Below are 17,815 nucleotides of genomic sequence, written 5' to 3'. Positions count from 1 at the left end.
CCGCAACGGGAGTTTCCCCGCCCGGGAATATCGTGTAGGGCGTGAGAACGCGTCCCGCTGACAGGCTGCCCGATGATCGTTTTCCGTTCCGTGCTTTTCAACACCCTCTTCTATGTGAACCTCATCGCGCAGATGATCATCATGACGCCGGCCTATTTTCTGCTGCCGCGCAAGAAGGCCTATGTCATCGCCAAGAACTGGGCGCGGAGCAACCATTGGCTCTTCGACAAGATCGTTGGAACGACATTTGAAATCGAAGGCCTCGAAAACATTCCTCAGGGCGGCGGGTATATTTTTGCGCCGAAGCATCAGTCCTTCTGGGATGCCTATGCGCTTCTGCCCTGGCTCGACGATCCGCTCTACATCCTGAAGCGCGAGCTGACCTGGATTCCGCTGTTCGGCTGGTACCTGAAGAAGCAGCGCATGGTGCCCGTCAACCGCAATGCGCGCGGCAAGGTCATGGCGGCCGTGATGGAGCGCACGAAGGCGGAGATGGATACCGGGCGCCAGCTCATCATCTATCCGGAAGGCACGCGCCGGCCGCCGGGCGCCACCCCGGAATACAAATATGGCATCGCCCGCCTTTACCGCGATCTGCAGGTCCCGGTCGTGCCCGTCGTCATGCATCCGGGCCTGTTCTGGCCGCGGCGCAAGTTCATCCGTTATCCCGGGCATTTCAAGGTGCAGATCCTGCCGGCCATCGCGCCGGGCATGGATCCCGATGCCTTCCTCGCCCATCTCATCGATGTGATGGAAACGGCGAGTGACCAGCTTCTGATCGAAACCGCGGCGGCGAACCCGGACCTGCCCTTGCCGCCGACCGCCGAGCAGCGGCTGGCGGAGCTGAAGGCGCATGCCGCCTGATCAGGCAGGCGGTGCGCTATAGAGGCCTTCCGCGGCGCGGCCGACATCTTCCAGCCAGTGGTCGCGGATGCCCATTTCGCGCAGATGGATGAGTGTGTTGCGCACATAGTCCATGTTATGGCCGGATTTTCCAATCGAGGCGCTGACGGTTCGCGCCGCCTCCTCGACCGTGAGCGAGCCGGCAAATTGCTGGTGCGCCCGGTCGCAGATATAGACGAGCGTCGTGATACGGCGCCCGTCACTGAGCGTCGCGGAGAGCGTGCGCTCCTTGTAGACATGGGTCACCAGTTCCCGCTCGCGCAGGTAATCGACCACGGCCTCATAGTTTTGTGGCGCGATGCGGAAGGCGACGCCGCGGCAGGAGCCGCCACGGTCCAGGCCGAGGACGAGGCCGGGTTTCTCCTCCGTGCCGCGATGCACCCAGGAGCGTACGCAGAGCGCGCGGCGGAAACCGAAGAGATGGGCCGGCTGTCGTTCCTCGAACTCGAAGCCCGGATTCCACATCAGCGATCCGTAGCCAAAAACCCAGAATTCGTTCATATCCACCGTCACTTGGACCATTTCCAGAGCGCGTCCGCGTTTCTCTTAACCGCGAAAACGCTCTATCCCTTGTTTGTCGTCGCTGCGAACGCAAAACCGCTTCGCACTTTTGCTGCACATACTCTAAAAGCCGCCGCAATTGCCGGCTTTGACGCCGTATCGGCAAATTCTGTCTGCCACCATTGGAGAACACCATGGCATCGTCAAGCCGCGCCGAGACATCCGGCGTTACGCGCAAACTCGTCCGGCTCGCCATTGCCGTCGTTCTCTTCATCGCTCTCTATACGGGCGCATGGTTCTATGCGGCAAGCTGGTTGAAGGACACGCTCGGTCAGCAGCTTGCCGCATCCGCGCAGGGCATGCATTCCGTTTCCTGCAGCAACCTTTCCGTCCGCGGCTTTCCCTTCCGCATCGGCCTCTTCTGCGACTCGGTCGGCGTCGATGATCGCCCCTCAGGCCTGTCGGCGACCGTCGGAGCGATTCGCTCTGCCGCGCAGGTCTACCGCCCGGGTCATGGCGTCATCGAGATTGACGGTCCGGCGCAGGTGCGCGTCACGCCGGATCTCGTCTTCGATGTCGACTGGGATCTGCTGCGTGCCAGCGCCACCGCCTGGACGAATGGCCTCGACCGCGCGTCGATCGCCTATGACGGGTTGAAGGGCCGGCTCAACGTGCCGTCGGAAGCCGTCTCGATCGGCATTGCCGCGACGCATGGCGAGAAGCATATCCGCCAGTCGGGCGAAGCGCTCGACATCGCCGCCTCGTTCGATGCGCTCTCGCTCGACCTCGGCGACCGGGTGCTGCCGCCGCTCGATGTCGCCGCCGACCTGACGATTGCCGATGCCGCCAGATGGATTTCCGCCGAAGGTCCGCCGGCCGATGTGCCGCTCGGGGCAAGCGTGGAACTCCGGCGCCTGTCGCTGGATCTTGGCGACGGCAAGGTCGCGACGCTGTCCGGTCCCCTCAAGGTGGGGGATGACGGTTATCTCTCCGGCACGCTCGACCTCGACATTGCCGGCATCACGGTCTGGCGTGATCGTGTTTCCGAGGCTTTTCCGGAGGTCGCGGAGACGACCGCGCACGTGGCGCAGGTCATTCAGGGCCTGTCGGCGGGCGGCGACCGCGCCGTGGTGAAGCTGAACGTGCAGGACGGAACCGTCTATCTCGGCCTCTTCCCCATCGCCTTCATCCCGCCGTTCTAAGCCTGGTCTTTCTTGTCGGCGGAGGGGCGGCCGAAGTTCGGCGCGGCGGTATCCTGGCCGGCATCGATGATCGAACGGCGGATGGCGCGGGTGCGGGTGAAGAGGTCGAACAGCTTTTCACCATCGCCCCAGCGGATGGCGCGCTGGAGATAGGCGAGGTCTTCGGAAAAGCGTGCCAGCATTTCGAGGATCGCGTCCTTGTTGTGCAGGCAGACGTCGCGCCACATGGTGGGGTCCGAGGCGGCAAGACGGGTGAAGTCGCGGAAACCCGAGGCGGAGTACTTGATGACTTCCGATTCCGTCACCGTCTCGAGGTCATCGGCCGTGCCGACGATGTTATAGGCGATGATGTGCGGCAGGTGGGAGACGATGGCGAGCACCTTGTCGTGGTGCTCCGTGTCCATCTCGTCGACCTTCGAGCCGAGCGCCTCCCAGAAGGCGGCGAGTTTGCGTTTTGCCTCCTTGTCGGTGCCGTGCACCGGGGTGAGGATGCACCAGCGGCCCTGGAAGAGTTCGGCGAAACCGGCGTCCGGGCCGGAATGCTCCGTTCCGGCCAGCGGGTGGCCGGGGATGAAATGCACGTGTTTCGGCATGTGCGGCAGCATCTGCGCCACGACGGACGCCTTGGTCGAGCCAACGTCGGTGACGATGGTGCCGGGCTTCAGGTGCGGGGCGATTTCCTCCGCCACCTTGCCCGAGGCGCCGACGGGCACCGAGACGATGACGAGGTCTGCCCCTTCAACGGCCGTGCCGGCATCGTGCACATAGTCGGTGCCGAGGTCCAGCTCGCGGGCGCGGTCGAGCGTCTCCTGGCTGCGGCTGGAAATGGTGACGGTTTTAGCCAGGCCTTTTGCCTTGACCGCACGGGCGATGGAGGAGCCGATGAGGCCGATGCCGATCAGCGCGATCTTGTCGAAATGTCCGTCCGTCATGCCCGTCGCCCTTCTTTGCCGCTGGGCTTCGCTCTAGCGGGCGGCTTGGCGTTTGTCGAGGGGATCAGCGCGGCGCGCGCTCGCGGGTTGTCGGCACGCCCTGCGGGGCCAGCACCGGCACGAAGACGCGCCGCGAGGCGCGGGCCGCGACCGGCAGGCCCTGATAGAGCCGCTTCTGCGCTTCCACGATGATGACACCGGAAAACATCGGCCAGAGCATGCGCCCCAGCCGCTCGAAGGCGCCGCGCAGCTTCTGAACGCTGCGCAGTTTCGAGGGCGGGAAGAACAGGGCTTCCGCGCTGGCACCGGGCGTGAAATTGGTCTCGCGCAGCAGCGCGGTCAGCTGGCGGCGGGAATAGGGCCGGCCGGAGCCGAAGGGCGTGTGCTCCATGCGCGCCCACACGCCGCGCCGGTTCGGCACGACGATGACGAGGCGGCCGCCGGGTGCCAGCACGCGCCACAGTTCCTTCATGGTCTCACGTGGGTTTTCCGCAAATTCCAGCGAATGCACCATCAGGATACGATCGACCGCGGCATCCGGCAGCGGCAGTTCCTCGTCGAAGACCAGTGCCGTCGAGGACAGTTCGCTCGGCGGCCAGTTCACCGCGCCCTGGCCGGCCGGCATGAAGGCGAAGGTGCGCTCGGTGTCCGCGCGAAACCGCTCGAGATAGGGCACGGCATAGCCGAGCCCGACCAGCCGCTCATCCGGCAGGCGCGCCCAAAGCGAGGTGAGCGCCATGGCGATCGAATGATCGGCGAGGCGGCCGAGCGGGGAGTGGTAGAATTCGCGGAGGTCGACGATATCGGCATGCATGGCCTGAATGTGAGCGATGCGCCGATGGACTTCAAGGCCGATTGCCTTACATTCCCGCCGACCGCCAGACCGATATGACGAGGAGACTGCCCATGACCCCGCTGGAAATCGATCTCTTTGCCTGCCGCAGCGATAATTTCGGCGTGCTGCTGCACGACCCGGTGACGGGCGCCACGGCCAGCATCGATGCGCCGGAGGAGGGGCCGATCCGTGACGCGCTTGCGCGCCGGGGCTGGACGCTCAGCCATATTTTCACGACGCATCATCACAACGACCATATCGAGGCCAACCTCGCGCTGAAGGAGCATTTTGGCGTCACGATCATCGGTCCGGCGCGCGAGGCGCCGCGCATTCCCGGCATCGACCGGACAGTGGATGGCGGCGACAGCTTCGAATTTGCCGGGCGGCACGTCGAGGTCATTCTGACGCCGGGCCATACTTTGGGGCACATCTGCTTCCACTTGCCGGACGACAAGCTGCTTTTCGCCGCCGATACGCTGTTTGCGCTCGGCTGCGGCCGGCTGTTCGAGGGCACGCCGGCGCAGATGTGGGGTTCGCTGTCGAAACTCGCCGCGCTACCGGATGGTACGACGGTTTATTTCGGCCACGAATACACACTGTCGAATGCCCGGTTTGCCAAGACCATCGATCCGGACAATGCGGCGCTTCTGACGCGGGTCGCGGAGATCGAGGCCCTGCGGGCGGCCGGCGCGTTCACGGCACCCACGACGATCGGGCTTGAAAAGGCGACGAACCCGTTCCTGCGCGCTGCCGATCCGGCCATCCGCCGTCATCTCGGCATGGAGAAGGCGGGCGACGCGGAGGTCTTTGCCGAGATCCGCGCACGCAAGGACCGGTTCTGATGACGCCAGCGGAGATCATCGCGACATTGGGCATGGAGCACCATCCGGAGGGTGGCTGGTATGTGCAGACATTCCGCGATGTCGAGGGCGGCGAACGCGGACACTCGACGGCGATCTACTATCTCCTGGAGAAGGGCGAGCGATCGCACTGGCATCGCGTGCGGGATGCCGCCGAGATCTGGCACCACTATGCTGGCGCGCCGCTCGCCCTGTCGCTGAGCGACGGCAAACGATCGGCGGAGGTGCAGGTGCTGGGGCCGGATCTGGCCGCGGGCGAGCGGCCGCAGGCCATCGTGCCGGCCAACTGGTGGCAATCGGCGGAACCGCTTGGCGATTGGACGCTGGTCGGCTGCACGGTCTCGCCCGGCTTCGTCTTCTCGTCCTTCGAGATGGCGCCTGCTGGATGGGCGCCGGGCGCCTAGGTCACGCGGTCGCGGGGCGCCGGCGCAGGATCATGTCCTTGGCTGCCAGCACCGCACCGCCGGTCACCAGCAGGCAGGCGAGGCCGATGCGCCAGGACGGTTCGGCAAAGCCCGAGAGGATCAGCACCAGTGTCGAGAGCAGCGGCGCGGCATAGCTTGCAGCGCCAAGGATCTGGATATCGCCGTTCTTCACACCGAAATCCCAGGCGTAGAAGGCAGCCCCCACCGGCAGTAGTCCAAGGCCCGCGACGGCGAACCATTCGAAGCTCGTCTGCGGCCAGATCGTGGTTTCCAGCATCAGGTGGCAGAGCAGCGAGAGGATCGCGGTGGCAAGGCAGAAACCGGTGACGACGTCGGTTGAGACGGCCTCGAAGCGGCGGGTGAGCAGCGAATAGCCGGACCAGGTGAAGGCGCAGAGGAAGGCTGCGCCATAGCCCAGCAGATAGGCGTCGTCGAAGGCAAAACCGTTGCGGCCGACGATCAGCACGGTGCCACCGAGGCCCAGGAAGGCGCCGACGACGTGGTTCCACTTCAGCGTCTCGCCCGGCAGCAGTGCGGAGCCGACGACGATCAGCAGCGGCCAGAGATAGGCGATGAGACCGGCTTCCACGGCCGGGGCGTTCCTCAGCGCGGTGAAATAGAGGAAGTGGTAGCCGAACAGGCCGAGAATGCCGGTGATCCAGACCTTGGCCGGCTGTCTCAGAAGACGCATGCGCTCCGGCCGGGCGGCCAGCACAAAAAGGCCGGGCAGGCTGCCGATCAGGAAGCAGATCGCGGACAACTGGAAGGGCGGCATTTTTCCCGAGGCGGCGGTGAAGAGTGCCAGCAGCGACCACATCAGGATCGCCGAAAAACCAATCAGGGTTGCACGCGTCTTCAAGGCTCATCACTCCCGGTCCACCGACCGGGCGCATATCAGCCGCCGAAGCGCGTGGCCGAGACGGTGACAGGGCCGAGCTTGGTCGGAATCTGTACATAGACCGGAGCATATACCTTCGCGCCATCGGCCTTGGCAAACCAGATTTCCATCGTGCTCAGCTTGCGCAAATATTCCACGTCGTCGCGGCCCTTACGGTAACCGGACTTCGGCACGAAGCGGATGCCGCAGACGACGACCTCGCCTTCGAATCCCTTGGTGGAATAGGGCTTGGTGCCCTTGGAGGTCAGTTTCAGATCCATGCGGGATTCGCCGTCGAAGATCGGCAGCGTCTTCGGGCAGATGCGGCTGCCTTCCGGAATGATGAGGCCGGAGATGGGGTCGAGCACGGCGCGCATGTCGGCGTTGGAAACGGGGACCCAGTTCTTCGGCTTGCGACGCGGCGGCACCATGCTGGCGGTGATGACGTTGCCATTGCGGAAGGTGACATCGATGGCGCGGCCACGCTTGCCGCTCTTGTAGTTCACCGAATAGTTGGTGGCGTGCAGGCGGCCGCGGCTGACCACGCCGGAAACCGACGTCGTGCCCTTGATGCTGGAAAAGATATCGGCAAGACCGGCCGATTGCATGCTGCCGGAAATCGTATAGCGGTCGCCTCGGAACGCCGACCGGAAGGTGGCGGTGGCAACCGGCAGGCCGGAAAGGCGGATGCTGTAGTCCGTGCGGTGCTCGATTTCGGCTGACGACAAGGGTGTCGCGCTGCCCGCAAGAGCAAGCGACATGACAGCGCCAGCAATCCAACCTCGCCCGTTCATCTGCACGACTCCCATTGAGACGCTCCGCCTAGCCTGCTATTGCGGCGATTCTGCGCCGCGATAAATTCCCGATCTGCTTGCTATTGCCTGCAAATCATGGCTTTTGGCAACTGAATTCAAGCTGAACGGCAGGTTTGGCTTGACGTCGCCGCCGCGTGTGACTATAGAACCGCGACTTCTCAAAAAGGCCAGATGGACTGCGGCCGGTTTCGGTGCCGGAAACGTATTGTCCAGAACCAAGAAAAAATAGGTGTACCATGTCCCGTAGTTGCGAATTGACCGGCAAGGGCGTCCAGTCGGGCAACAATGTGAGCCACGCAAACAACAAGACGAAGCGCAAGTTCCTGCCGAACCTGTGCAATGTCACGCTGATTTCCGACGCCCTCGGCCAGCGTTACCGTCTTCGCGTTTCCGCTGCTGCTCTGCGTTCCGTCGAGCACCGCGGTGGCCTCGATGCCTTCCTGCTGAAGGCCAGCGAGAACGAACTGTCGATGCGCGCTCGTCTGCTGCGCCGCCAGATCGCCAAGAAGACCGCTGCCGCTGCAGTTGCTGCCTGATTTCAGGCACGAAGCTCACGCGTTTTCATTGAGGCTTGACCGGTTGCCGGGCAGGCCTCAATGCTTTGCGCAGATGTTTGCCTAAATCGCAATCCCGGACGGAAAACCGCCTCCCGTTTTTTCCCGGAATTGCTTCATCAACTCCAGCTGGTGGCATCACCCAGGGTAAAAAAATGCAAGTGAACCGTATTACGTTTTTCTACGTCCTTCTGATGACGGCTGTGGTCGTCGCCTCCAATGTGCTGGTGCAGTACCCGCTTTCGGGCACGCTGCTGGGCATCAATCTCGGCGATCTCCTGACCTATGGTGCCTTCACCTATCCGGTCGCCTTCCTCATCACCGACCTGACCAACCGCCAGTTCGGCCCGCGCATCGCGCGCCGCGTCGTCGTAGCCGGTTTTCTGGTTGCCGTGGTCTTCTCCTTTGCCGTTGCCTCGCCGCGTATTGCGATCGCCTCGGGCTCGGCGTTCCTGCTTGGCCAGTTGCTTGACATTTCCGTGTTCAACCAGCTTCGCCGGCAGACCTGGTGGCGCGCGCCGCTGATCGCTTCGCTGTTCGGTTCGGCGCTTGATACGGTGATCTTCTTCTCCTTCGCCTTCGCACCGGCCTTCTCGATGTTCGGGCCGAACGATGCCTTCGCGATCGAATGGGCGCCGGTGCTCGGTGTCCTCACCACCGAAGCCCCGCGCTGGATCTCCTGGGCGCTTGGCGACTTCTCCGTGAAGGTGCTGGTCGGCATCGTCATGCTGCTGCCCTACGGCGCGCTGATGAGCAAGCTGAAGCCGATGCCGGGCGTCGAAAAGACGGCCTGAGCCCCTTGCTCCAAGCAATCCGTCATCCTCGCGCTTGACCCGAGGATCCCCATCCGCGATGTGCCGCTGGATGGATGGTCGGGTCAGGCTCGACCATGACGAAGGAGAGGTTTACTGGCCTCTGCCAGCAGCTAGGCCGCCCGTATTTCTGGGCGGCTTTTATTTTGTCTGCGGCAGGCGGAATTCCAGCATCAGGTTGCGCTGGAGAATGGAGTGGTTGTCGTCGGAGACGACGATGATGCGGATGTCGTCGTCGGCCATCGCCACGACGTCCAGCCCTTCCATATTGTCGATCTGGTGGCTGAGATCGACATCGATCAGCACCTCGCCGTCGACCACGGCGCCGGGACGGATCTTCGTGCCGTCGATGCGGCGGATGCGCATGCCCACACCATCCGACAGCCGGAAGCGACGTTCCAGCAGCAGGAGGTCGCCGTTCGGCAGGAAGGCGCCGTCGGTGATGTCCCAGGGGTCGTTGCGCGTCACGGCGAATGCACCCGCCAGCGGGCCATCGAGAACGGCTGCCAGCACGTTGCCCCCGGCGTCGAGGCTGCGTTCGGTGACCGTCACCGGCACGGCGCCAAGCGGGCCCGTCGCCGGCGACATGGCGAGCGTCTCCATGCCGCGATTGCTGCGCAGTTCGCGGCGTGGGAAGGGGAGCGGCAGTTGGCGCGAGGGCCTGGCGTCCATAAAGCCCGGATCCGGATAGACGTCGATGCGGTGAACCGCCTCGAAGCTGACGAGCAGTTCGCCCTTACCGATCGCCAGGCCCTCGGCATCCATCTGGTATTTGACGTTCTCGTCCTGGCCCTCGGTATTGAACATCGAGCGGGTCTTCAGGTCGGTGAGCCCGCTCAGCCGACCCTCGGCATCGCGTTCGATACGACCGGTCAACCAGTGCCCGGTGTCGAGCACGGCGACGAAGGTTTTCTGGTCATCACGAAAGCGGATCGCCGAGACGGCGCCGAGCAGCGGATTGCTCGACGAGTAGCTGATGCCGCCGAGAAATTCGAGCTTGCCGAAGGTGCGGTTGTCAGAGCCCAGCGCGAACTGCGAGATGACGTGGTTGACGACGGGCAGGTCGATGACCTCAGCCGCCACGGGCCGCGCCAGCGGCAGAGCAAATACCAGGGAGAGAGCGAGAGCCGGGAGGCTCCCCATGAAGCCTCCACGGTGCCGGCGCAGCGCCGGTTCAGCCCGCACGGCGGCGGCCGGCGGGGCGTCGGCTGGTGGCCTCGTCGGCGAAGAGCGAGGCAAGCTGTTCGGTCATGGCGCCGGCCAGCTCGTCCGCATCGACGATGGTGACGGCGCGGCGGTAGTAGCGGGTCACGTCATGGCCGATGCCGATGGCGAGAAGCTCGACCGGCGAGCGCGTCTCGATCTGGTCGATGGCGGCGCGCAGATGCCGCTCGAGATAGTTGCCAGGGTTCACCGACAGCGTCGAATCGTCGACCGGCGCGCCGTCGGAGATCATCATCAGGATACGGCGCTGCTCGGGGCGGGCGAGCAGGCGGTTGTGCGCCCAGATCAGCGCCTCGCCGTCGATGTTTTCCTTGAGCAGGCCTTCGCGCATCATCAGGCCGAGATTGCGCCGTGCACGCCGCCAGGGCGCATCGGCGCTCTTGTAGACGATGTGGCGCAGGTCGTTGAGGCGACCGGGCGATTGCGGCTTGCCGCTGCCGAGCCATTTTTCACGCGACTGGCCGCCCTTCCACGCCTTGGTGGTGAAGCCGAGAATTTCGACCTTCACGCCGCAGCGCTCCAGCGTGCGTGCCAGAATATCGGCGCAGGTGGCGGCGACCGTGATCGGCCGGCCGCGCATCGAGCCGGAATTGTCGATCAGCAGCGTCACGACCGTATCGCGGAAGGTTGTGTCCTTCTCGCGCTTGAAGGAGAGCGGCTGCATCGGATCGATGATGATGCGTTGCAGGCGGGCGCTGTCGAGGTAACCCTCTTCGAGGTCGAATTCCCAGGCGCGGTTCTGCTGCGCCATCAGGCGGCGCTGCAGGCGGTTCGCCAGGCGGCCGACCGCACCCTGAAGATGGGCGAGCTGCTTATCGAGGAAGGCGCGCAGCCGGTCGAGTTCCGCTTCGTCGCAGAGCTCTTCGGCGAGGATCATTTCATCGAATTCTTCCGTGAAGACCGTGTAGTCGACCTTCTCGTTGAAATCGCTGAAGGGATGGTTCGGGCGGCGGACTTCGCCGGGCGTGTCCGTGTCGTCGCCGTCATCCTCGACGAGATCGTCGTCGGAGATTTCCGCGCCGTCCATCTCGCCTTCGTCCATCTGCTCGTCGGACGTCTCGTTCTCGTCGGCGGGCGCGGAATCGTCGCCAGCGTCTTCCTGGCTTTCGTTGTCTTCCTGCTCGTCGCTGCGCGGCTGGTTTTCGTCCTCGGGCGTTTCCGAATCGTCCGGCTCGGTCTCGTCGTCGCCGTACTGTTCAGCGACGTTCATCGACGCGAGCATGTTGCGCACGACGCGGGAGAAGGCCTGCTGGTCGTTGATGGCGGCCGACAGGCCCTCCATGTCCTTGGCGGCCTTGTCCTCGATGAAGTCGCGCCAGAGATCGAGCACCTTGCCGGCGGAGGCCGGCGGGGTCTGGCCCGTCAGCTTTTCACGCACGATCAGGGCGACGGCTTCTTCCAGCGGGGCGTCGGCCTGGCGGGTGATCGCGCCGAAATTGGCCTTGGCGTATTTCTCCGTCAGCATGACGTTGAGGTTCTGCGCCATGCCCTGCATGCGATTGGAGCCGATGGCCTCAACGCGCGCCTGCTCGACGGCATCGAAGATCGCCCGCGCGTCCGCACCCTGCGGCGACATGGTCGCGTGGATGCGGGCGTCGTGGCAGGCCTTGCGCAGCGCCATCGAATCGCCGAGGCCGCGGGTGATCGCGACCTCGGTTGGCGAGGGGCGCTTGGTCAGTTCCGGCAGGCGGATACGCTCACCGGTCATGCCGGGCCGCTCGTTGGCGAAGGTGACCTCCACCTCCGCATCACCGGAGACGGCGCGCACACAGCCCGTTACCGCGCGGCGGAACGGCTCCATGTCGACCACGCCGCCGGGCCTCGGCTTCGAATTGTCTCCGCGAGCAGCCATGACTTTCCTACCCGACCGTCAGGCCGTCGCCTCAAGCACGATGTTGGCGGCACTTTCCTTCAGCTCGACGCCGAAGGCGCGCTGGTAGAGTTCGGCAACCAGCGTGCGTTCCAGTTCGTCGCACTTGTTGAGGAAGGTGACGCGGAAGGCGAAGGCGAGGTCGCCGAAGATTTCGGCATTTTCGCCCCAGGTGATGACCGTACGCGGGCTCATCACGGTCGACAGGTCGCCGTTGATGAAGGCGGCGCGGGTGAGATCGGCCACGCGCACCATGCGCGAGATCGTGTCACGGCCGTCCTTGCCGGAGGCAAGACGCTTCACCTTGGCGGCGACGATGCTGACTTCGTGGTCGTGCGGCAGGTAGTTCAGCGTGGTGACGATCGACCAGCGGTCCATCTGCGCCTGGTTGATCTGCTGCGTGCCGTGGTAGAGGCCCGTCGTATCGCCCAGCCCGACCGTGTTGGCGGTGGCGAACAGGCGGAAGGCGGGGTGCGGGCGGATGACGCGGCTCTGGTCAAGCAGCGTCAGGCGGCCGGCGGATTCCAGCACGCGCTGGATGACGAACATCACGTCCGGGCGGCCGGCATCGTATTCGTCGAAGACGAGCGCGACATTGTGCTGGTAGGCCCAGGGCAGGATGCCGTCCTTGAATTCGGTGACCTGCAGGCCATCCTTGACGACGATGGCGTCCTTGCCGACGAGGTCGATACGGCTGACATGGCTGTCGAGGTTGACGCGCACGCAGGGCCAGTTGAGGCGGGCGGCGACCTGCTCGATATGGGTCGACTTGCCCGTGCCGTGGTAGCCGGAAACCATGACGCGCCGGTTGTGCGCGAAGCCTGCCAGGATGGCGAGCGTCGTTTCGCGGTCGAAAAGATAGTCAGGGTCGAGGTCCGGCACATAGGCGTCCGCCTTGGAATAGGCCGGGACGCGCAGGTCCGTATCAATGCCGAAAACCTCCCGAACGGATACCGTGGTATCGGGGAGGTTGGAAATATCGAGATCCATCTTGCTCATAACGTCTCCGTGGGCCGCCGCCACCCGCGCGTCCGCCCGATATCCTGTTGTGCGCCAACTCTGCTTTTTGCTTGACCGCATTGTGCGACGCCGGGCGATTCCGCCCGGCTGCAAAAATGCTCTAGCAGAAGCCGGCCTGCTTTAACAATTGATATGCTTGGATGACCGCGCGAAAACGCTCCTCCGAGCCTCTATCTCCGCCATTTGCATCGGGGTGATGCTTTTTGACAAGGGCTTTGTATGCGGTCTTGATGTCCTGGGCCGTTGCCGTGGCGGCAAGACCCAGCGTGTCGTAGGCCTTCGCCTCCAGTGTTTTCAGTTTTCTGGCGCGCGGTTCCATGCGTGGACCGCGTCCCTTGCCCTGTTCGACGAAGCCGAAGGGATCGCGGATGCGCTGATTTGCCCCGGCCGTGCCAGAGCGGGCGGTGCCCTGCGCCGGGCCGTTCTTGGAGGCCTTGTTGACACCGATCGTCCAGGTCGGGCGGTGGCCGGTGATGGCCTCTTTCTGGTAGCGGGCGATCTCGCCGTCGGAGAGGCCGGAGAAGTAGTTATAGCCCTTGTTGTATTCCTTGACGTGCTCGAAGCAGAACATGAAATACTGGCCTTCGGCATTGCGGCCGACGGGCGCGCGATGCACGGCATTCTCTTCGCAGCCGTCCCACTGACAGGTCGGCGCGGAACGTTCGGGACGCTCCACGCGCCGCTTCGTGCGAATGCGGTCGAAGTATTTGGAATCGAGTTTCATCGCCCCATTATGGGGTTCCGGAAGGCCTGCAACAAGAATTGACAAAGCGGAATGTTGCTGGCTTTGTGGGACCCTTTTTCTGCGTTGCGGCGCGTGATTTTACATTGCCGAAGGTTTCCCATGTCCATGAAATCCAGCATCGCCGAAAAACTCGGCGCCGCCTTTTCGCCGGAGCGCCTCGAGGTCATCAACGAGAGCCATCTGCATGCCGGCCACAAGCCGGAATTCAACGGCGAAGGCGAGACGCATATGCGCGTGCGCATCGTGGCCTCCGCCTTTGCCGGCATGAGCCGGGTGGCGCGGCACCGGGCGATCAACGATCTGGTGAAGGCGGAATTCGACGCCGGATTGCACGCGCTCGCCGTCGAGGTGGCCGCACCCGGCGAACCGACACGCTGGTGATCAGGCGCGCGGCGGCTCGGGTTCGACCGGGCGGATGCGCAGCTTGGTGATGCGGTTCTTCACCCGCTTCATGACGATGAAGCGCTTGCCGTAGAAGGTGAAGGCCTGGCGCTCTTCCGGAATCGATTTCGATTCGTGGATGACGAAGCCGGCGATGGTGGTCGCCTCCTCGTCCGGCAGCGCCCAGTCGAAGGAGCGGTTGAGATCGCGGATCGACACGCTGCCATCGACGACGAGCGAGCCGTCCGCCTCCTGACGCACGCCCTGGATGTCGACATCCTTCTCGTCGGAAATATCGCCGACGATTTCCTTCAGGATGTCCTGCAGCGTGACGAGACCCTGTACCTCGCCATATTCGTCCACCACGGTGGCGAAATGCTCCTTGCGGCGCAGGAAGGCAGCGAGCTGTTCCTTGAGCGTGGTCGTATCCGGCACGAACCAGGGTTTTTGCGCGACTTCGGTGATGTCGAGATTTTTCGGCTCGACGCCCGGCACGGTGAGCGCGCGTAGCAGATCCTTGGCGTGCACGACACCGACGATGTTGTCCACCGAGCCCGACCAGAGCGGCATGCGCGTATAGGGGCTTTCCAGCACCGCCTTGACGATCTCCTCCGGCCGGTCACCGGCATTGAGCGCGCGCATGGTCGTGCGGTGGATCATGATGTCGGAGACTTCCAGCGCGTCGAGGTCGAGCATGCCCGCGGCCTTTTCGCGGTCGGACTTGTTCGGGGTGCTGTCGCGGGCGGTCTGCCCGTTGCGGCGTTCGCCCTCGGTCTCGCGCGTTTCCTGATGGCTGCGCCAAAGGGCGGCGAGCGGTGTACGCGATCGGAAAATCATTATAGCGAGAGGAATCAGGCCGAGGACAAGAAGGATCAGCAGCCAGGGGAAGGGAGCGAGCGCGGTGGGCGTGTCGCCGGTCATTGCGGCAGCTTTTCCTTAAGGAACGCGACGACTTCGGATTGCGGCACGTCGTCGGCGACGAAGGACTGGCCGATGCCGCGTGTCAGGATGAAGGTGAGCTTGCCGCCCTTGACCTTCTTGTCCTGGGCGATGGCGTCCATCAACTTTCCCGCCGGCGGCAGGCCGCCCGGGATCTGATCCATCGACGTGGGCAGGCCAACCTCACGCAGATGAGCCTCGACGCGCTTGCCGTCGTCGGGACTGCAAAGGTTCATGCGGGCGGAGAACTGGTGGGCCAATACCATGCCGATCGACACGCCCTCGCCATGCACGAGGCGGGCGCTGTCATACGCAGTGGCGGCTTCCAGCGCGTGACCGAATGTGTGGCCGAGATTGAGCAACGCGCGCTGGCCGTTCTCGCGTTCGTCAGCGGCGACGACATCGGCTTTCGCCTGGCAGCTCGTGGCGATCGCTTCTATGCGCGCCTCGCCGCCGGCAAAGACCGCCTGCCAGTTCTTTTCCAGCCAGGCGAAGAAATCGGCTTTGTCGATCAGGCCGTATTTCGCGACCTCGGCATAGCCGGCGCGGAATTCGCGCTGCGAGAGCGTGTCGAGCACGTCCGTATCGGCCAGCACGAGATCCGGCTGGTGGAAGACGCCGATCAGGTTCTTGCCGTGCGGCGAATTGATGCCGGTCTTGCCGCCGACGGAGGAATCCACCTGCGCCAGCAGCGAGGTCGGCACCTGGATGAAGCGCGAGCCGCGGCGGGCGATGCCGGCGGCAAATCCGGTAAGGTCGCCGATGACGCCGCCACCCAAAGCCACGACCGCGTCGTTGCGTTCGATGCGGGCGGCGAGCACTTTGTCGCAGACGCTGATCAGATGTTCGAAGCTTTTTGTCTTTTCCCCGGCCGGCAGCACCAGCGAGACGGAATCGATGCCTTCGGCCTTCAGCGACGCCATGAAGCCGTCGAGATAGAGCGGTGCAACGTGTTCGTCGGTGATGACGGCGACCTTGCGGCCCTTGAGGCGGCTGGCGATCTCGCGGCCGGCGGTGGCGATCAGGCCGGGGCCGATCAGGATATCGTAGGCGCGGTCGCCCAGTTCGACCCGGACGGTGCGGCCGGCAATGGCATTGGCAGTCATGGTCATCTCGTCAGCTTCTTCTGGCGGCGGTGATCGCGGCGAGCACCTCTTCCACCATGGTTTCCTTTTTAACGTCCCGCGACAGGACCGTGAGATCGGCCTCCGCATAGATCGGGTAGCGGGCGTTCATGAGGTTTTCGAGGGTCTGGCGCGGGTTTTCCGTCTTCAGGAGCGGGCGGGTGTCGCGCTTGTTGACGCGTTCCCACAGCACATCGAGATCGGCCTTCAGCCAGACGGTCAGCCCGCCGCGCCGGATATGTTTTCGCGTGTTCTCATTGATATAGGCGCCGCCGCCGGTCGACACGACCCGCGGGCCGGAGCGCAGCAGGCGCTTGATGACCCGGGTTTCGAGCGCACGAAACTCCGCTTCGCCATAGGCCGCGAAGAGATCGGCGATCGACATGCGCGAGACGCGTTCTATTTCGTGGTCGGAATCGATGAAGGGAATGCCGAGCGCCTGCGCCGTCATGCGGCCGATTGCCGACTTGCCGGCGCCCATCAGGCCGATCAGAACGAGATTGCGCTTGCCGAGCGCTGCCCGGGCCTGCTCGGCGAGCGTAAGAGGGGCCGGTTCGATCAACTCGGTCATGGTCTTTTCCGGGGTTTCGTCTCCTTCCGTATCGACAAAAGCACCGGAAGCGTCAAGTCTGCCGGATGCCTGATCTCTTGCGCTTGAGGGAGGCGGAGGCGATATAGGAGGGTATCGTCCCGGAGAATGCCATGCCCACCCTTTTCCGATTCCTGTTCTTCTGCGCCGTGATCGCCGGTTCGATCTACGGCACGATGGTGGCGCTGGTGACCTTTGTCGAACCGACGGAACGCGAGGTGACGATCCGGATTCCCTCCGAGCGGGTGAACCCGCAGCCATGAGGGATCCATCCGCCCTTCAGGTCGAGTCTTTTCTCGAAATGATGAGCGCCGAACGTGGCGCTGCGACGAACACATTGCAGTCCTACGAGCGGGATCTGGAGGATGCGCGCTCCTTCCTCAATGAGCGGAGCGTGCGCCTGACCGAGGCGACGCCGGAGGATCTGCGCGCCTATATCGGCCATCTCGCCAAACAGGGTTTTGCCGCCTCGTCGCAGGCGCGGCGGCTTTCGGCATTGCGGCAGTTCTTCAAGTTCCTCTATGGCGAAGGCCTGCGCGGCGATGATCCGACCGGCATTCTCGATGCGCCGAAGAAGGGGCGTTCGCTGCCGAAGACGCTGAGCGTCGACGATGTCAACCGCCTCATCGGGCGGGCGGAGACGGAAGCGGCGGAGCCGGGCGGCAATCACCTCATCAAGCGACGCATGCATCTGCTCGTCGAATTGCTCTATGCGACGGGCTTGCGCGTCAGCGAGCTCGTCTCGCTGCCGGCGAGCGTGCTGGCGCAGACGGGGCGGTTCCTGGTGGTGAAGGGCAAGGGCAACAAGGAGCGACTGGTGCCGCTGTCGCGTGCCGCCGTGTCGGCACTGGACGCCTATGGCGAGGCGTTGGCGGCGGAGATCGGCGACGATCCGGCGGCGGGTAACTTTCTGTTTCCCGCCCAAAGCAAGGAAGGCTTTTTGCCGCGACAGGTGTTTGCGCGCGACCTGAAGGCGCTTGCCGGACGCGCCGGCATCCGCGCCTCGACGCTGTCACCGCATGTGCTTCGCCATGCTTTCGCCAGTCATCTACTGCAGAACGGCGCGGACCTGCGCGCGGTGCAGGAATTGCTCGGCCACTCGGACATTTCGACGACACAAATCTATACCCATGTGCTGGAAGAACGGCTTCACCAACTCGTTCAAACCCATCACCCTCTTGCCAAACAGGCAAAAAAACAGGATTAG

Annotated in this window: 20 protein-coding genes and 1 pseudogene; 9 read left to right on the top strand and 12 right to left on the bottom strand. The window is 64.0% G+C overall.

All coding sequences use genetic code 11. The annotated features are described in order from the left end of the window. Positions 1–72 precede the first annotated feature (72 nt). Complete coding sequence (locus tag GR138_RS26840) at positions 73–864, top strand: lysophospholipid acyltransferase family protein (protein WP_160862333.1); 792 nt, start codon at positions 73–75, stop codon at positions 862–864. On the opposite strand, the gene GR138_RS26835 is transcribed toward GR138_RS26840, so the two are convergent. Beyond that, a complete protein-coding gene (locus tag GR138_RS26835) occupies positions 865–1,416 on the bottom strand; it encodes a gamma-glutamylcyclotransferase (RefSeq protein ID WP_160862332.1) in 552 nt (183 codons plus the stop codon). Between the two features lie 182 nt (positions 1,417–1,598). Here GR138_RS26835 and GR138_RS26830 point away from each other — a divergent pair, with 182 nt between their 5' ends. Continuing rightward, the gene (locus GR138_RS26830; protein ID WP_160862331.1) at positions 1,599–2,606 is read left to right on the top strand and encodes a DUF2125 domain-containing protein; all 1,008 of its coding nucleotides are present in this window, start codon (positions 1,599–1,601) and stop codon (positions 2,604–2,606) included. On the opposite strand, the gene GR138_RS26825 is transcribed toward GR138_RS26830, so the two are convergent. Together GR138_RS26825 and GR138_RS26820 are read right to left on the bottom strand one after the other, a co-directional pair. After that, a complete protein-coding gene (locus GR138_RS26825) occupies positions 2,603–3,538 on the bottom strand; it encodes a prephenate/arogenate dehydrogenase family protein (protein WP_160862330.1) in 936 nt (311 codons plus the stop codon). The two genes, GR138_RS26830 and GR138_RS26825, sit on opposite strands and share 4 nt — an antisense overlap. Before the next feature lie 64 nt (positions 3,539–3,602). Continuing rightward, on the bottom strand, positions 3,603–4,352 hold the full coding sequence (locus GR138_RS26820) for a class I SAM-dependent methyltransferase (RefSeq protein WP_160862329.1): 750 nt from the start codon (positions 4,350–4,352) through the stop codon (positions 3,603–3,605). A 92-nt stretch (positions 4,353–4,444) separates the two neighbouring features. On the opposite strand from GR138_RS26820, the gene gloB reads away from it, so the two are divergent. Beyond that, positions 4,445–5,215, top strand: coding sequence for a hydroxyacylglutathione hydrolase (gene gloB, locus GR138_RS26815; protein ID WP_160862328.1), 771 nt, complete (start codon positions 4,445–4,447; stop codon positions 5,213–5,215). Then, on the top strand, positions 5,215–5,637 hold the full coding sequence (locus GR138_RS26810) for a cupin domain-containing protein (RefSeq protein WP_160862327.1): 423 nt from the start codon (positions 5,215–5,217) through the stop codon (positions 5,635–5,637). Before gloB ends, GR138_RS26810 begins: the two co-directional genes overlap by 1 nt. 1 nt (position 5,638) lies before the next feature. Here the strand turns inward: GR138_RS26810 and yddG are convergent, their stop codons facing one another. Both yddG and GR138_RS26800 read right to left on the bottom strand, forming a co-directional pair. Then, entirely contained in the window at positions 5,639–6,517 is an 879-nt protein-coding gene (yddG, locus tag GR138_RS26805; protein ID WP_160862326.1) for an aromatic amino acid exporter YddG, read from the bottom strand. Between the two features lie 35 nt (positions 6,518–6,552). Further along, complete coding sequence (locus GR138_RS26800; protein ID WP_420853723.1) at positions 6,553–7,329, bottom strand: DUF3108 domain-containing protein; 777 nt, start codon at positions 7,327–7,329, stop codon at positions 6,553–6,555. A 257-nt stretch (positions 7,330–7,586) separates the two neighbouring features. Between GR138_RS26800 and rpmB the strand changes: the two genes are divergently transcribed. Then, on the top strand, positions 7,587–7,886 hold the full coding sequence (gene rpmB, locus GR138_RS26795) for a 50S ribosomal protein L28 (RefSeq protein ID WP_069060840.1): 300 nt from the start codon (positions 7,587–7,589) through the stop codon (positions 7,884–7,886). A 173-nt stretch (positions 7,887–8,059) separates the two neighbouring features. After that, positions 8,060–8,698, top strand: coding sequence for a VUT family protein (locus GR138_RS26790; protein WP_160862324.1), 639 nt, complete (start codon positions 8,060–8,062; stop codon positions 8,696–8,698). Between the two features lie 159 nt (positions 8,699–8,857). Here GR138_RS26790 and GR138_RS26785 read toward each other — a convergent pair whose 3' ends face one another. The 4 genes from GR138_RS26785 to GR138_RS26770 all read right to left on the bottom strand — a co-directional run bounded on the left by GR138_RS26785 (position 8,858) and on the right by GR138_RS26770 (position 13,554). Next, on the bottom strand, positions 8,858–9,859 hold the full coding sequence (locus tag GR138_RS26785; protein WP_160862323.1) for an esterase-like activity of phytase family protein: 1,002 nt from the start codon (positions 9,857–9,859) through the stop codon (positions 8,858–8,860). 31 nt (positions 9,860–9,890) lie between these two features. After that, entirely contained in the window at positions 9,891–11,792 is a 1,902-nt protein-coding gene (cobT, locus tag GR138_RS26780; RefSeq protein ID WP_160862322.1) for a cobaltochelatase subunit CobT, read from the bottom strand. A gap of 18 nt (positions 11,793–11,810) precedes the next feature. After that, a complete protein-coding gene (gene cobS, locus GR138_RS26775) occupies positions 11,811–12,809 on the bottom strand; it encodes a cobaltochelatase subunit CobS (RefSeq protein WP_069060844.1) in 999 nt (332 codons plus the stop codon). Between the two features lie 121 nt (positions 12,810–12,930). After that, the gene (locus GR138_RS26770; protein ID WP_160862321.1) at positions 12,931–13,554 is read right to left on the bottom strand and encodes a J domain-containing protein; all 624 of its coding nucleotides are present in this window, start codon (positions 13,552–13,554) and stop codon (positions 12,931–12,933) included. Between the two features lie 120 nt (positions 13,555–13,674). Here GR138_RS26770 and GR138_RS26765 point away from each other — a divergent pair, with 120 nt between their 5' ends. Beyond that, positions 13,675–13,956: a BolA family protein gene (locus GR138_RS26765; protein WP_160862320.1), complete on the top strand. Its 282-nt coding sequence runs from the start codon at positions 13,675–13,677 to the stop codon at positions 13,954–13,956. Here the strand turns inward: GR138_RS26765 and GR138_RS26760 are convergent. From GR138_RS26760 to GR138_RS26750, 3 genes and pseudogenes are all read right to left on the bottom strand, one after another. Continuing rightward, a pseudogene (locus GR138_RS26760) lies at positions 13,957–14,655 on the bottom strand (transporter associated domain-containing protein); the annotation flags it as partial. It lies immediately after the preceding gene. Between the two features lie 218 nt (positions 14,656–14,873). Next, complete coding sequence (aroB, locus tag GR138_RS26755; RefSeq protein WP_160862318.1) at positions 14,874–16,001, bottom strand: 3-dehydroquinate synthase; 1,128 nt, start codon at positions 15,999–16,001, stop codon at positions 14,874–14,876. Between the two features lie 10 nt (positions 16,002–16,011). Then, positions 16,012–16,590 (bottom strand): shikimate kinase, encoded by a 579-nt coding sequence (locus GR138_RS26750; protein ID WP_160862317.1) that lies wholly within the window; start codon positions 16,588–16,590, stop codon positions 16,012–16,014. A 131-nt stretch (positions 16,591–16,721) separates the two neighbouring features. On the opposite strand from GR138_RS26750, the gene GR138_RS30375 reads away from it, so the two are divergent. Beyond that, positions 16,722–16,871 carry a hypothetical protein gene (locus GR138_RS30375; RefSeq protein WP_202402872.1) on the top strand — a complete coding sequence of 50 codons (150 nt, stop codon included), beginning with the start codon at positions 16,722–16,724 and terminating at the stop codon, positions 16,869–16,871. Next, the gene (gene xerD / locus GR138_RS26745) at positions 16,868–17,815 is read left to right on the top strand and encodes a site-specific tyrosine recombinase XerD (protein ID WP_160862316.1); all 948 of its coding nucleotides are present in this window, start codon (positions 16,868–16,870) and stop codon (positions 17,813–17,815) included. The genes GR138_RS30375 and xerD overlap by 4 nt, the downstream gene beginning before the upstream one ends.

It is taken from the genome of Shinella kummerowiae, from assembly GCF_009827055.1.
GTDB classification, from domain to species: Bacteria; Pseudomonadota; Alphaproteobacteria; order Rhizobiales; family Rhizobiaceae; genus Shinella; species Shinella kummerowiae.
The sequence above is the reverse complement of the archived record's forward strand: the minus strand, read 5'-3'. Positions and strand labels throughout refer to the sequence as shown.